This is a genomic window from Pedobacter sp. R20-19 (assembly GCF_000708265.2).
In the GTDB taxonomy this organism is placed as follows: Bacteria; Bacteroidota; Bacteroidia; order Sphingobacteriales; family Sphingobacteriaceae; genus Pedobacter.
Genome location: NZ_JCKI01000001.1, coordinates 507,204 through 523,050, shown reverse-complemented (window position 1 = coordinate 523,050; position 15,847 = coordinate 507,204). Strand labels below are relative to the sequence as shown.

The window sequence follows — 15,847 nt, the reverse complement described above, 5'->3', positions numbered from 1 at the left end:
ACAAACCATTAAAAAGTAATTCGTTGTTAATTATTAACTTCTAAAACAATCACCTGATCTGGTTCTGAATCATTTAAAGTTGTCTTAATTTCCAAATTCGAATTTTTGAAGGTATAATTCACTTTGCTATGATATTTAAGCGAATAAGCCTTTCTAATTTTCTTTGCAGGAAAATTATCTAGCCGAAGTGTTGTTGTTTTTCCATCTAAAATATGGATATAAATTTTTTGATCGCTTTGTGTAATGCTGCCCCAATCCTGCGGTTTTATGTATCCGCCATGGGTATTGTAAATACTTTCGCCATAAATTTTAAGCCAATCGCCCAAGCCCTTTAAACGATCCTGAAATTCGGGCTGAATTTTACCATTGGGCATTGGGCCAATATTTAACAAAAGATTTGAGCCTAAACTTGCTGCCTTAACCAACATATGCACAAGTTCTTTTTTCGATTTATAAAGCGTATCGCTTAAATTATATCCCCATGAATTTGAAATGGTTTCGCAGGTTTCTAAAGGCAACTTTTCGGAGGCCTGCTGAAAACTCAAACCTGACTTATTTTCACCGGGAAGATCACGTTCAAACATTTGAAAATCTTCTCCTGCGAAAGGCATTAAATGATGGTTGTTGCCAATCATACATTGAGGCTGAAGCTGATGAATCAAACCATAAATTTCATCGTATTTCCAATCAATCCGTGATGTTCTGTCGCTCGATCCTTCCGGTGCAGTCTGGTCCCAGTGGCCGTCAAACCAAATGCCTCCAATCTCACCATAATTGGTTAACAATTCGGTTAATTGGTTTTTCATAAATTGCAAATAACTGGCGTAATCGCCTTTACCTTTTCTACCCGAAAATTGCCCTGTGCGACCAGTTTCGTGTGGGTAATCTTCTCTTCGCCAATCCAACAGAGAATAATACAGGTATAACTTTATTCCTTGCTTGTGGCACTCATCCGCCATCATTTTCACAATATCTTTTTTGTACGGGGTATGCATAATATTGAAATCTGAATATTTAGTGTCCCACATACTAAAACCATCATGGTGCCGGGTAATCAGCGTAATATATTTCATGCCTGCCGATTTTGCCATGGTTACCCATTGCTCGGCATTAAAATCAATTGGATTGAAAAAATCTTTTAGATTAGTATAATTGTGTACAGTAAGCTTTCTATCGTTCATCACCCATTCGCCACTGCCGGGTATACTAAAAGGCCCCCAATGAATAAACAAACCAAACCGGGCATCACTAAACCAAGTTCTTTGTTTCAAGTTATCTGCCGTAGGTGTATAATTCTGAGCCTTCAAACTCAAGCTTAGTAACAAACAAAGTGTAGCTATTATTATTTTTTTCATTTGGAGATCTGGGTTAGGTTTTTTAATCTACGGAGGCTGTTTCCTTCATTGGCTTACCAATTACCTTATAATTTCCTTCGCCCTTTAAAATAGCCAACATTTGAGGCTGATTACCAAATAAAGCTTTAGCCCCCATTAACTCTTTATCGTATTGAAAGCTTTGTTCAATTCTGCCTTTTTCATAAAAATATCGGCTGATGATTTGTGTTTCCAAAACTCTTTTAATTTCCGATTTGTGTACCGCCATATCTGTCTTTTTAGATACAGTTAGCTTGTATTTCAAATTTTCCAGATCGGCTTTAACTTCTGCTGATTTATTTTCTTTTTCTGCTTCAATGCGTAAGTCAGAAAGTAATCTTTCTGTTTTGCTTTGGTAAGTCAGGTCCTTATCAGCCAGGGTATTTACAAAAGCAGCGTAATCCGCATCAGAAAGCTGAAAGGTTTTGGCAGATTCAAGCTTTGAATTGTTTTTTCTGTACTGATTGGCATAGTTAAAAAACAAGCTCTTGTTAATCATATTGATGGTTACCGGACTTAATTTATCGGCATTAATTACCACATCGGGATATACGCCATTGCCGCTATATACATTCCGGCCAGCCTTGGTTTGAAACATCAACATGGTAGAATCTGCAAATCGTTCGGCAATTCCATCTGCATTTTTATGGGCATAATCCAATTTTTGAATGCACCTACCTGACGGCGTATAATATTTCGCAACGGTTACTTTCACCATGCTATTGTAGGGTAGGTTAAAAGTTTGCTGAACCAAACCTTTTCCGTAGCTCCGTTGCCCAACCACAACCGCCCGATCAAGATCCTGCAGAGAACCAGCCACAATTTCTGAGGCTGATGCTGAATTTGCGTTTACCAGTACAACCAAAGGCAAATCAATTGAAACAGGTGGATATTGAGTTTTATAAGCAATTGTTTTTTCTACATTTTTACCTTTTTGGGTAACAATCAGCTGATCTTTATTAACAAACAGGTTAACGATTTTTACCGCTTCCTGCAAAATACCACCACCATTGTTCCGTAGATCAAGAATAATTCCTTTTGGATTTTGTTTATTGATGTTTAATAAGGCATCTTTTACCTCCTGACCAGAGTTTTCTAAAAACTTATCCAGTTTGATATAACCAATACCATCACCAACCATACCGGAATAGGATACATTTGGCTGCTTAATCTCATCACGAATGATTTTCTTGGTAAGCTCTTTACCTTCTCTGATAAAAACGAGATCTACAGGTGTACCTTTTGGCCCACGTAACAACTGGCTAATCTGGGCCCGTTCTTTTCCCTTAATTTCAATGCCGTTAATTTTGATGATCTGGTCGCCAGCCTTAACTTCATCCTTATAAGCAGGGTAACCTTCGCTTACTTCATTTATAAAAAGCTTACCATCAATTAAAACTGTACTGGCACCAATGCCACCATACTGGGTACTTACATATTTAAGCTTATAATCTTCAATTTCCGATTCGGGTACATATTCAGTATAAGGATCCAGGCTATCCAACATGGCATCAATACCTGTTTTCATCAACTGAGGTGCATTGGTATCATCAACATAATTGATATTGATTTCCTTATAGAGAGAGGCAAAAATATCCAGGTTTTTGGAAACCAGAAATAAGTCTTCCTTAAATGAAAAAGATAAAATTGCAACGCAACATCCTGCAGCTAAAAAAGCATATCTTAAATTTTTCATCCTTAGTTATATTTAATGGTCATCATGAATAGAAATTTAAGTGAATGATTTTAGGCAATATGATGATACTGCATCATAAAGCATTAACCACGAATTAATTCACGATGGTATAGGTGTAAATGTACAAAAAGAGATAAATATTAAAAATACTTATTCAGGTACAGCGTAAATAAAGCGTTACGAAAAGAAAGGTAAATTTTTGGAGAATTTAGGATTACAATCTGTTTCCTTTGGTATCAGCAAGGGCTTTCTGAATGGTAAACTCAATGTAAGTGCGGTCGCGTTTTACCAATCGCATTAAATCCTGCACCAGTTCATCTTCTTTACCTGGCGTAAATTCCAATGGCTCATTTGCTAAGTCGCGGTATTTCCTTAAGAATTTAGTTTTTACTTTAAATGCGGTTTCAGCAGTAAGTTGAAAATTAGCCATAGCAGATTTTGTTTGATGCAAAAGTAAAAAATATTTGCGCACAATAACATCTTTTTTATCTGTTGAGGCGAAAAAATAGAGATAGTTGGAATACCATACATGATAATTTTGTTAAAACGACGTTATCTATCCTATAAAAACACGCAAAAATTAAGAAAATGAAAAAACTTATTCTCCCTATTGTTTTCCTGGCCTTAGGCTGGGCAACATCTCAAGCGCAAACATTTAATCTTGGGGTTAAAGCAGGTGTAAATTTAGCTAAACTCAATTCAGATTTTGCCAGCGAAGAAAATCGCCTGGGCTATCAGGTTGGTGCCTGGGCCAGAATTGGCGGTGCAAGTTTCTATGTACAGCCCGAAGCCTATATTGGTAGCAAAGGCAATAAATTCATCAGTTTTACCAATAACAATAATAATGAGGTTGCTGCCGAAGGTAAGGTGAGGTTTACTACACTTGATGTACCAGTTTTAATTGGAACTAAATTTGGCGCTAAAAACTTAAATTTCAGGGTAATGGCCGGACCTGTAATTTCCTTTATCCTGGATGAAAATTCGAGTTTTAGTTCTGCTTATCAACAAGCTACTGATTTTGACAATTACAAAAACCAAGCCCTGGGCTTACAGGCTGGTGCTGGTGTAGACGTAGGGGCAATCTCTGTTGATTTACGTTATGAGGCTGGTCTTTCCAACATTAGTAAAAGCGAAAAATACAGCCAGAAGCCGAACTTATTTCAGTTGAGTTTAGGATTTAAGATCTTGTAATCATATATTTTAGCAAGGCAAATGCCTTTAAAATAAAAAAGACAAGGCAAAACCTTGTCTTTTTTTATAATCGTAAAAAATGGACTAGTAAAATGAGGTATAATAACTTATACCAAAAGGCGTGGCTGTAGAGCCAGCTATTCCCCTCAGGATAAAGGTATAAGCCTGGCCTTTTGTTAGTGTAGCGGTTAAATTTGTGGTTGATATAGGGGTAGTAGTACCAGCGCTATTAAACTGATAAATATTCGCCTGGCCCGGCAAAGGGATTTCAACAAAACCTGATGCAGCATTAAAAGCAATATTTGAGATGATTACCTGACCTGTTGCTTTTTGAACCAAATCTATATTTGTAGGGGCACCCGTGTATAAATTTACCATTCTCACAAATACCTTTGTGGTATCTAAAACAGGTTTCACTTCTTCCAACAGGTACGATGATGGAATCTTTTTATCTGTTGTGTTATAAGATCCTGTGGTAAATAAGGTATAATACCGACCTCCATTGGTATTGATGTTGGTATTTAAAACATTTAAACCTTTATCTACCGTTGCAGAGGATACAATTTTTGCATCTATTTTGTTCGTGCCTGGTGTAATCGGCAGGTATTGACCCGATAGATTAGGAAAAATGGTATTGTACCCAAAACCTGTTTCCCCGCTTAGGGCATTATAGGCTCCTGTAATTCTAACATCGTTTAGGTAGAAGTTAATGTTCGGACTACCTGGCGTAATGTTAATGAATCGCAGAAACGAGTAAGCCGGATCGCCAACATTGATCTTGGTATAAGGTGTACTTTCTACTAAATCGCCTTTTTTGCATGCTGTAAATGCAATAGCAACAGCGAAGAATATATAGCATATTTTTTTCATAATAATATCTAATTAAGGTTGAGAAAACCACATTTTGTAAGTATGATAATCAGGTTGATCAGCACCAATCACTTTTAAAGCAGCTACATTCCATAAGTATTCTGAGTTATAACGTGGGCGATAACGTTGAGCTGGCTTGCCGCCATTATCTGCATAAAATGAATTGGGAAATACAAAAACCCCTGCGTAAGGATTGTTCCCTTTCACATCTCCTTCGTTATAGTTGTACTTACGTAGATCACACCAGGTCTCTACAAAGCCATAACCATATAAAGCCAGGTACTTTTGCAACATAATATCCCTCAGGGTTAATGCTGAAGCACTTTGTTTTACAGCGGCGCTGGTCATGTAAGTATTTTTTTGAGTAGTGGTTATAGCTGTGCCCAGGGTGCTTACAAAATCTATACTTGATGTTATTCCGTTCAGGTATGCCGTGTAGGCTATAGATAAGTCACCTTTTCTAAATGCTGCTTCTGCTTTGATAAACTGCATTTCGGAGTAGGTCATGATTGGGAACCCAACATTATCTTTAAAAAGGTACTTACCAAAACCTGCACCTGGGTTGGCTGATGCCAACACGCCCCATGGATTTGGAATTTGGTTTTTCAAAGCAACAGTGCCCGGATCACTGAAACCTGGTATCGTTCCTCTGTAAACATTATCGGCAGATGGCGTGATCATTGTCGAGATTCTGGGATCAATAACTGCTCCCGTGGTACCCGTAAAATAAGTTCCATCTAATAACCCAACAATCATTCTGGTTTGACGATAAGCAGCCAGGTTTGCCCTGAGGGGACCGAAAAAATTTCCATTTGCAGATGTAGAACCTGTATTGGGCACAATAAAGTTATCCCCATTGCCGGATAAGGCCTTATCTACATATTCTATAACTTTGGACGGATTGTAGCTGGCTTTGTTTACCAGGTTATTGGCGTTTCTGGCTAATATGCCATAATTAAATTTGATCCATTTGGCATTATCTCCTGCATAAACTAAATCGGCAGCACTCATTTTCGCTACGCTTCCTGTTCCATCTGTACGGGAAAAATTTGCAATTGATTCATTAGCCAATTTCACCACTTCTGCGTATACATCTTCCTGCTTATCGTAATCAAATACAAAGCGATTTGGTTCATAGGCTTGTTTTAAGATAATCTCGCCATGATAATCAGTAGTAGTTTGCCAGCTCCAGGCTTTCAAAGCTTGCGCCAAGCCTATAAAATTGTATTCTTGCTTGGCCTGAGAATCTTCAATAATGAGGTTTAGATTGGCACCTAAGCCATAATAATTAGTCCGCCAGATTTCGCCCATATTATCACTTCCAGGAATCCAGCCATGAATTTCCCCTACGTTCACAGCTACTCCAAAGTATTGAATGACGCCACCCAGGTACCTCGCATCGAATTGAATGCCCCTTTCCATTTGTGCAAATAGTGGCGGCGTTAAAGTTCTGTTTTCAGGTGTTTGTGGTGTAGCCGGATCGGTATTCACATCCAGATATTTTTTGCAGCCTGCAGATAGAAACACGGCCATTACCACGATTACTGTATATATCTTTTTCATCTTTCTAATCATTAAAAACCTACTCTTAAACCAAAGTTATAACCTCTTGGCTGTCCAAAAGATCCGAAGTCAATTCCTGTTCCTCCCAATCCACCAGCGGCAGCACTCAAACCATTCACCTGTGGATCTACACCTTTATAGTTTGTAATCAATAATAAATCAGTTCCGGTAAAAAACACACTTGCGCTTTTGAATACATTGCTTTTGGCAAATACGCTCTTCGGTAAATTATAAGATAAGGTGATGTCTTTTAACCTGATCCAGTTTACGTCCTCTTGCAAGAAATCTCTGGTGTTGTAAAATGTCGAATAATAAGAGGTGGTGATGTAAGGCGTAACGAGGATATTATTTTTAGTCGGGTTACTGCTGTTTTCCAAACCATCTTTCAGTACTCCAGTAATCACACGCGGAACCTCACGATCCAAGGTTAATGTTGACATTCCTCTAGAATACAGGTAAAATTCGGTCGCATTGTAGATGTCGCCTCCTTTTCTCATATCCAATAAGAAGGATAAATTGAAGTTTTTGTAAGTGAAGCTATTGGTTAAACCCACAGAAATATCGGGAGCTCTATCGCCAATAGGTGTGAAGTTGGTACCTTTAATGGGCATCCCATTTTGAGGGTTTATCAATACGTCGCCAGCATTATTCCTTAAATAATCTATCCCTGCAAATGCAGACAGTGACTGACCAACCGTATACTGTGCCCTCACATTGTCATACAACCAGCTATCAGATACATAAAATACATCCTGACCAGCTGGCAATTCGAGAATATTTCCACGGTCTCTGGCAAAATTGGCTGAAATATCCCAGCTAAAGTTTGTCGTTTTAATCGGATTACCTTTCACTAATAATTCAAAACCACGTTTGCGGATTTTTCCACTGTTGATATAACCTAAGACTGCTCCTGTTGCATAACTCAACCTTGGTGCCGTAATTTGCTTATTTGAAACCGTGTTGTAGTAAGAGAAATCAAATGATAAACGGTTATTGAAGAAACCGAGCTCTAAACCACCTTCAGCCATAGTACTAAATTCGGCTTCCAGATCTGGATTACCCGCAGTTACATCAGTAGCAAAGCCACCACCTGTTGTAGTTTGTGCAACCAATTTTGTTTTGGTAACGTAAGCATTTCTGGCATCTTTACCTGACTGACCGTATGAAGCCCTTAATTTACCAAACGATAACCAGCTTAATTTTTTAAGTGGAGCAAGGTCTGAAAACACAAAACTTAATGAACTTGCCGGATAAAAGAAACTGTAGTTTTTAATGGGTAATGTAGAAGAAAAATCTTGTCTTCCAGTTAGTGTTAAATACAATAAGTCATCATAACCTAATTCTGCAACTGCTAATGCACCTACTTTTCGTTTTAATTCATCAGCATACGCTACGCGTTGCGTAGTTGGATCAGTATTGTTCATGCTGTAGAAATTATGCTGATAAAACCTGGTTCCAAACTGTGCATTGGTTTGGTATGAAGCATCTGTTAAATCTCCACCGATACGAAATACAGGTTTAAACTTTCCAAAATCCTTTTTAATGGTAGCAATTAAGGTGGCATTGTATAAACGTTCATTGGTATTATAGGTATTTATACCCCCACCCAGGTAGGTTGTGCTCGTCTTATTTGCCTCGTAAGATTGCGGATGGTAAGCGGAGAGCCCTTGCCCTGCATTAATATCAGCACCTCCACGTGCTGTAATGCTTAACCACTTTGTTGGCACATAATCCATTCCAAAGTTAGCAAGCATCCGGTTACTTTTTTCCCAGTTTGGGTTCTTTTCAACGGCCCAGTATGGGTTGTCAAGTTCGGCGCTTAAACTTCCGGTAATGGTTCTTCGATCTCCGGTAGCCGTTAAATAATTTCTCATATCATCAACCAGTGGCCATGTTAACGAACTTAACATTGGACTACTTGCACCTTTATAGGTTTTGTTGGTTTTAGAATTAATGAAATTGATTGATCCATTCATTTTCAACTTATCACTAATGGTGGATGTAACGCTCAATTTTCCATTCAATGTGTTAAAATCCGTTCCTGGTACAACACCCGTTTGGTTGGTATAACCCAATGACGTTCTAACAGAGAGTTTTTCGCTCCCCCCTTCTACAGAGGCATTGTGTTTTTGCGTGAAACCGGTTTTATAGAAGTTCCCTACATTATCATAAATGGTTCTGTTACCTGGAATTTTGGCGCCAAAATAAGTTCTGGTACGTACTTCATCATCAAAAAAACCACCAGCTCCACCACCATACACAGATTGAACATCTGGAAAGCGGTAAGCAGTTTCTACTCTGAACGAATTATTATAGGTGACTCTCGCCGTTCCTGATTTCGCTTTTTTAGTGGTGATCACTACTGCTCCTGATGCCCCTTGTGTACCATAAAGTGCCGCAGCTTCCGGGCCTTTTAAAATGGTAATGGTCTCAATCTCTTCCGGATTAATATCCATGGCACGGTTACCATAATCATTCTGGCGGTTAAAGGTTCCCTGCCCAACTAAATTGTATTCGCTGAATGTGCGGTTTGAAATCGGTAAACCATCAATTACGAATAAGGGCTGATTATCTCCATCAAGCGAAACCCCGCCACGAATAATCATGGTGGCTGAAGCACCTGGAGTACCATTTGTAGGTGTAATGGTTGCACCTGCAACCCTACCTTGTAAAGCGTTTAAAAAGTTATCACGCTGGGTTTGAGCCACCTCGCCGCCTTTGATGGTTTGCGTGGAGTAGCCTAAAGATCGGGAAGATCTTTCAATCCCCTGAGCAGTCACAATCACATCATCAAGATTGCTTGCATCAGCTGCAAGTACGATATTCAATGATGTGTTGTTGCCCACTGTGTTTTCCTGCGTTCTGAAACCAATGTAGGTAAATTGAAGGACATCCGTTTTTAATGCTTTAATCGTGTAATTTCCGTCGCCGTTGGTTTGTGCAACGGTGGTAGTTCCTTTTACACGGATGGAAACCCCGGGAATTGGACCATCTGTGGAAGAGACTTTACCCGTGATGGTAATTTGTTGCGCAATGGCATGTGCCAGCAACAAAAAAGTACCCATAAAAGTGAGTAGTAGTTTTTTTTTCATAAACTGCCTGGTTTGAAATGAAATGAGTTTAGTTGATATAGTTGTTTGCCAATATTTTTAAAACACGCATAATCACGCATATTTTTCCAATATTTAGCTAATATCATAAATGTTTTTGATTTAAAAAACAAATAGTCAAGATTTTAACATTCTTACCCCAATATATTATTGCAATAAAACGCAAAAACACGCAATACAAATAAATCCTATATTTACTTTCGAAAAACATTCCCAGTATGCTTAAAAAAGAACGCCACGATTTTATTATGCGCCAGATCAATCTACACAACCGTGTACTCACTTCTGATCTGGTTCAACTACTCACCGTATCTGAAGATACCATTAGAAGAGACTTACAGGAGCTCGCAGATGAAGGTTTACTTTTTAAAGTTCATGGTGGTGCATTATCTAAATCTTACCACAGTTCTTTCGATGACAGTACGGTTTATGCCAGAGATAGTAAAATCGTCATTGCCAAAAAAGCAACCAATTTAATTACAGACGGAATGGTGGTTTTAACCGGAGGTGGTACCACTATTTTAGAATTTGTAAAACAATTGCCTAAAAATATTGAAGCCACTTTTTTTACCATTAGCCCTTTAGTGGCCGTTGAACTGGCGAAATACAGCAACATAGAGGTAATACTGATTGGTGGTTTATTTTCTAAAAATTCGCAAGTTACCTATGGCGGGCAGGTGATTACCCAGCTTGCAGAACTCAAAGCAGATTTATGCCTGATGGGTACGAGCGCCATTCATCCGGAAGAAGGGCTTACCGATACTTACTGGGAAATTAATCAATTAAAAAAAGCGATGTTAGCGGCCTCGAAAAAAACTGCCGTATTGTGTATTTCAGAAAAACTGGATATTGCACTGCGATTAAGGGTTTGTCCGATTGGAAGCATCAGCTACCTCATTACCGAGCTCGACCAGGATCATGAATCATTAACCGGATACCGGGACAAAGAGGTTAATATTTTATAGAAATGAGGCTTCGAAGATTCGGAGCCTCATTTGTGTTTTAAAAACTTGGATCTGCAGGTGTATTCGGATTATTATCTCTTTCCTGGAAAGGGTAAGGAAAAAAGTTACGTTTCCGGCCGGTTACTGGCTGGTTAAATCTCCTCATATCTTCAATTTTTAAACCAGAAGCATACAATTCAATAGAACGGTGTTTGTAAATCAAATCCAGTAACTGTTGCTGAGTGTAAGTCCCGGTTAGTGCAGGCAATGCGGCTGTTACACCATAAACATCAGTCGTTTTTGTAACAACTCTATTTAATTCGGTTAAGGCATTGGTTAAATCTGGCTGACGTGCGTATACCTCTGCTTTTATTAATGTCATTTCTCCTGGTAAATAAATTGGAAAAGGCGTTGTGGTACTTGCTGCAAAGCCGCTCATGCGAATGGTTGCCACCGGACTTCCTGCAAAAATGGTATAGAACGGGATTCTTTTATCTCCAGCATCAGGAACATAGGTGCCTGTCAGGCCCAAATTTACATTAGATGGCTGAAAAACATTGTTAGATGAAATAATGGTAAATAGGATATTGGGTGATGTGGCATCAAAATTAAAAGAAGATGCCCTGGTTAAATCTACCGCATTAGCTTCTGTTAAGGCCAGTGAATAATTACCAGAAAATAAGGCATATCTTGCCTTTAAGGCATGCAAGGTATTTACGATATTGATGTTAGGTACATTTGAATTAAAGCCGCTTGAAATTGGATTAGCCGTTATGGTGCTTAAAGCATTATCAATTACAGCAATTGCTTTAGAGAAACCAGCTGCCCTTGTAATAAATGCAACATTTTTCCCTGTTCCATCGGGTATTTTTTCCCAATATTGAGATAGATTGCCAATAGCAAGCGCCTTAAAAAGGCTCGAATAGGCAATTAGGCCGGATGCATAACCTTTATCTCCAAGATTACCCGCATTCGTGATGACTAAATCTGCATCATAAATAATCTTATTAGCGCTTGTCCACAGGTTAAATAAAATGGTATTGGTACCATCAACAGCTGCTCCACCTGTACTTAACTGCAATTCAGGAATATTTCCTGAATTTAGCAAAGAGAATTCGTTGGTAACGAAACCATTGGCAGCAACAGAATTAAACATTACACCCGTTCTGTTTAATGTATAAACCCTTTGTAGCCCAATGGCAACCGCAGTTAAACCTTGTTGAGTGGTTAAGGCAACATCTGTTTTCGCCCTGGATGGATCCTGATATTCTTTTGTGCATGAGGCTAAACAGAATGCCCAGACAATAGCAATACAGGTGATATATTTTGAAGTTGTATTTCTTAAACTTTTCATAAATTTTTCCTTTATCGATTAAAATTTAACTTGTAAACCTAAACTAAAGGTTCTTGGAATTGGAACTGATCCGAAATCGATGTTCCTTAAAATGGTAGACTGACCGCCTGAGTTCACTTCAGGATCATATCCCTTATAATGATCCCATGAAACCAGATTTCTTCCACTTAAAGTAATGGTCAGATCGCGCAGGTATTTAACTTTACCTACATTATAGCTTAAAGAAACCTCTCTTAACTTTACAAAAGATCCATCATCAATCCGCCATTCTTCAGTAGCGTAAACGCCAGCAACATAACCTCTCGGCAGCTGGCCTAGTTGTTCTGCTTCTGCAACTTTCCCACTACCCACGCCCTGGCGGGTTCTCCAGTCGGCATTCCAAACGTCACCACCTTGAACAGCATCTAACTGCACATGAAGGTTAAACTTTTTATAAGAGAAATCATTCACAAAGGAAGCCGTATAATCAGGATTCGGGTTACCCAGCACTTTACGCAAGGTTGTTCCGGTAGGTAAACCATCTGCACCACGCTGCGGTGTATAGGTGGTTGCCGAATTCTGTATGCCACGCTCCAGCTGTGGAATTCCGGCAGCATTGGTTAACAAACTGCCATCTGGATTCCGGGCGAAGAAAGTTCCATAAAACACACCAATTGCTTCACCATCAATAATGGCTACCGGCGCACCAGGATTGGTTGCGAACAACCTTAAACCACCAACGTTAAGTGCCTGGTTTCTATTTCTATTAAAAACTATGGTGGTATTCCAGCTAAAATCTTTTGATTTTATTGGCGTTCCATTCAACACCAGTTCAATTCCCTTATTTCTCAGCGATCCGATGTTATCCAGAAAACTAGAGAATCCGGTCGAAGGTGCGGTAACACTGGCAATTAATAAATCACTTACCTTTTTATTGTACCAGTTAAACTGCAAGCCCAATCTATTTTTAAAGAAAGATAAGTCTGTACCCAGTTCCAATTCACGCTGACGCTCTGGTTTAACATTTTCATTAGCCAAAGTCGCGCTTGAGAACAACGATGCCCGACCTAAAAAAGATTGTGTTGAATAAGCATTGATCCGATCGTAAGCACCAATACCTGTTAAATTACCCGATTCTCCATAGGCAGCCCGGATTTTAAAAGTATCCCACCATGATGAAACACCTAGATTTTTCCAGTAATCAGCTGATGACAACACATAACTTGCGTTACCTTTGAAATAGGTTTGTGTCCGGTTATCGGCACCAAATACAGTAGATTGATCAACACGAACGGCTCCTGTTAAAAAAAAGTGGTCTCTATATTTAAAGGTCTGCTGTAAATATCCTCCGGTTACCGAAAGCTGGGTTCTGCCATCCAAACTAGGAAGTTGAGTAGCCGCAGCATTAACCGTTTCAATTAAAGGAGCTAAACCCCTACCATTTACCAATTGATATCGCGTTTGCTCATACTGAAAAGAATATCCCAATTGCGTGGTTGAAGCAATTTTATCACTGATTTGTGCCTGATAAGTAGCATTGATATCATTGTTAAACTGAAAGGCATTGTTACTGGCCGCACTGGCATAACCATTTAGTGTACCATCCAATGTTGCGCCGCCCCCATAAAAATCAGGGTTTACGTTATAAGCAAACGGCGGAATATAAGTATACCCATTTGAACCAGAGTTGTCTACACCAACCAAGAAGTTTAAAGTCAGGTTTTTTACTGGATTAAGTTTCAGATTGGCACTTGAAATGATTCGGTTGGTTTCCTGGCGTTGCTTAATGTCTTCAATCACAGAAACTGGATTCACCCGGCCACGCTCTCCAACTGCCAGTAGATTGCCATTCGCATCTCTTGCAAAAATATCATGGAAGTTCCCAATAATGGTGACCGAATTCATCGGCGAAAAAAAGGAGTTACCATCTGGTTTCTCATTGGCCGCACTCCTGATGTAATTCATACCTACACTTAACGATGCCCAATCGGTAATCTTCTGATCTACGTTTGCCCGCAGGTTGTACCTTGAAAAATCGGTGTTTTTAATAATCCCCTGATTAGTGAAATAACTTGCTGAAGTATAAAACTTCGTATTGTCTGTCCCTCCGCTAATAGAAACCGTATTATCCGTACCATATCCGGTTTGGAAAATATAATCCTGATAATTGTATCGCGTAACTGGAGTGGTATTGGTTAATAAGGCCGCCGTAGTAGCTGGAGGAGTAACCACCATTTGAATCACATCTTGCGTGAATGAATTTACTGAACCACCAAATTTAACCGGCGACTGATTGACCTCAATCTGTTTCCGCAATTCACTCATGGTTAGACTGGTATTAAAAGTAACCTGCGCCTTACCGCTGGCACCCCTTTTGGTGAAAATCTGAATTACGCCTGAGTTGGCTCTTGAACCATAAATTGCAGCAGCAGCAGCACCGTTTAAAACTTCAATCCGATCAATATCAGCTGGATTAATATCAACCATTCTATTTTGACCTATGCTTCCTACCACGTTTCCGCCATCATAATTTGATGAAGTATTGGTGACTCTGGTGGTGGAGTTGTTCACGATTACACCATCAATAATGTATAGTGGTTCTGAAGATGAGTTTACTGAACTAATTCCCCTTAACCTTACGGACATGCCACCAGCAGGGTCTCCTGAATTCTGACTGATTTGTGCACCTGCGGCTTTCCCTTGTAAAGAAGACAGTACATTCCCACTTGGCGCTTTGTTTAAGTCATCACCTTTTACTGTACTTACATAACTGCCCAGTTCTTTTCTGGTTGTTCCGGCAGATGTACCCGTTACAATAACCTCATCTAAACCAACCGCATCGCCGTTTAAAACGCCATTTAATGTCACGGCTGTATTTTCTCCAAGCGAAATGGTTTGTACCGTAGATTTATAACCAACAAATGAGAAGGATAGCTGATAACTTCCTGGTGCCAGGTCTACTGAAAAAGTATAGGCTCCGCTCCCATTTGTACTTGTGGCCAGATTGGTATTTTGTATTTTAACGACCACTCCCGGAATGGGCGTGTTATTGGCCCCATCGGTTACTTTTCCACTAATGGTGTACCGTTTGTTTTGGGCATGAACCTGCATTGTAAATAAGAGCAGGAGAAATGGGATCATCAAAGTCATAAATAACTTGGATAACCATTGAAGGTAAATTTTTTCCATAAAATTAGGGTTAGGATTTTAAACAAAAATAATAAAATCACTTACAACGCCAATTTTTATTCTTTGTAAAGCAGAGTGCACAAAATAAAAGAACCTATCCCTATCAAAGGAAGTAATTGTTGTAATTTGTGCTGCTCCTCTCTTCAAAGAGAGGGAATAATGGTGGGTGGTTTAAACCCTGTGCTGATTGTATATTGCTAATAACCTCTCCCCATTATAAGGAAGTAATTGATGTAATTTTATGCTATCCCTCTCCTCAAAGATGGGGAATAATGATGGGTGGTTTAAACCTTGTGCTAATTGTATATTGCTAATAACCTCTCCCTATCAAAGGAAGTAATTGTTGTAATTTTTGCTGTTCCTCTCCTTAAAGAGATGGAAATGCCGGTGGGTGGTTTAAACCCGGTGTTTATTGTATATTGCTCATAACCTATTTATTAATTTAAGCTGTTTAGTATTGTACCTATTCTTAAAGAGAGAAAATAGGAAACAAAAAGCATAAGTTTAAAGCTATAGTTTAAACGCTTTGTCTTTTTCGGCTCCTAGCCCCCTCTCTTTCAGGAGAGGGGATGAAGGGG

10 protein-coding genes are annotated in these 15,847 nt (G+C 39.1%); 2 read left to right on the top strand and 8 right to left on the bottom strand.

Translation table 11 applies throughout. From position 1 onward, the window contains the following. Positions 1-26 precede the first annotated feature (26 nt). The 3 genes from AN34_RS02290 to AN34_RS02280 form a co-directional block, all read right to left on the bottom strand. Positions 27-1,355 (bottom strand): alpha-L-fucosidase, encoded by a 1,329-nt coding sequence (locus AN34_RS02290; RefSeq protein WP_029281879.1) that lies wholly within the window; start codon positions 1,353-1,355, stop codon positions 27-29. Positions 1,356-1,377: 22 nt separating this feature from the next. Continuing rightward, positions 1,378-3,069 (bottom strand): S41 family peptidase, encoded by a 1,692-nt coding sequence (locus tag AN34_RS02285; protein ID WP_029281877.1) that lies wholly within the window; start codon positions 3,067-3,069, stop codon positions 1,378-1,380. Between the two features lie 214 nt (positions 3,070-3,283). Continuing rightward, positions 3,284-3,499 carry a hypothetical protein gene (locus AN34_RS02280; RefSeq protein WP_029281875.1) on the bottom strand — a complete coding sequence of 72 codons (216 nt, stop codon included), beginning with the start codon at positions 3,497-3,499 and terminating at the stop codon, positions 3,284-3,286. A gap of 158 nt (positions 3,500-3,657) precedes the next feature. Here AN34_RS02280 and AN34_RS02275 point away from each other — a divergent pair, with 158 nt between their 5' ends. Further along, a complete protein-coding gene (locus AN34_RS02275) occupies positions 3,658-4,260 on the top strand; it encodes a porin family protein (RefSeq protein WP_029281873.1) in 603 nt (200 codons plus the stop codon). 84 nt (positions 4,261-4,344) lie between these two features. Here the strand turns inward: AN34_RS02275 and AN34_RS02270 are convergent, their stop codons facing one another. The 3 genes from AN34_RS02270 to AN34_RS02260 are packed head-to-tail and all read right to left on the bottom strand — an operon-like array spanning position 4,345 to position 9,785. Continuing rightward, positions 4,345-5,130 carry a DUF4397 domain-containing protein gene (locus AN34_RS02270; protein WP_029281871.1) on the bottom strand — a complete coding sequence of 262 codons (786 nt, stop codon included), beginning with the start codon at positions 5,128-5,130 and terminating at the stop codon, positions 4,345-4,347. A 12-nt stretch (positions 5,131-5,142) separates the two neighbouring features. Further along, positions 5,143-6,693, bottom strand: coding sequence for a SusD/RagB family nutrient-binding outer membrane lipoprotein (locus tag AN34_RS02265; protein WP_029281869.1), 1,551 nt, complete (start codon positions 6,691-6,693; stop codon positions 5,143-5,145). Between the two features lie 11 nt (positions 6,694-6,704). After that, positions 6,705-9,785, bottom strand: a complete 3,081-nt coding sequence (locus AN34_RS02260) for a SusC/RagA family TonB-linked outer membrane protein (RefSeq protein WP_029281867.1) — start codon at positions 9,783-9,785, stop codon at positions 6,705-6,707. A 236-nt stretch (positions 9,786-10,021) separates the two neighbouring features. Between AN34_RS02260 and AN34_RS02255 the strand changes: the two genes are divergently transcribed. After that, positions 10,022-10,768 carry a DeoR/GlpR family DNA-binding transcription regulator gene (locus AN34_RS02255; protein WP_029281865.1) on the top strand — a complete coding sequence of 249 codons (747 nt, stop codon included), beginning with the start codon at positions 10,022-10,024 and terminating at the stop codon, positions 10,766-10,768. A gap of 37 nt (positions 10,769-10,805) precedes the next feature. Here AN34_RS02255 and AN34_RS02250 read toward each other — a convergent pair whose 3' ends face one another. Together AN34_RS02250 and AN34_RS02245 are read right to left on the bottom strand one after the other, a co-directional pair. After that, complete coding sequence (locus AN34_RS02250; RefSeq protein ID WP_029281863.1) at positions 10,806-12,101, bottom strand: RagB/SusD family nutrient uptake outer membrane protein; 1,296 nt, start codon at positions 12,099-12,101, stop codon at positions 10,806-10,808. Positions 12,102-12,119: 18 nt separating this feature from the next. Further along, positions 12,120-15,269, bottom strand: a complete 3,150-nt coding sequence (locus AN34_RS02245) for a SusC/RagA family TonB-linked outer membrane protein (protein WP_029281861.1) — start codon at positions 15,267-15,269, stop codon at positions 12,120-12,122. Positions 15,270-15,847: the final 578 nt, after the last annotated feature.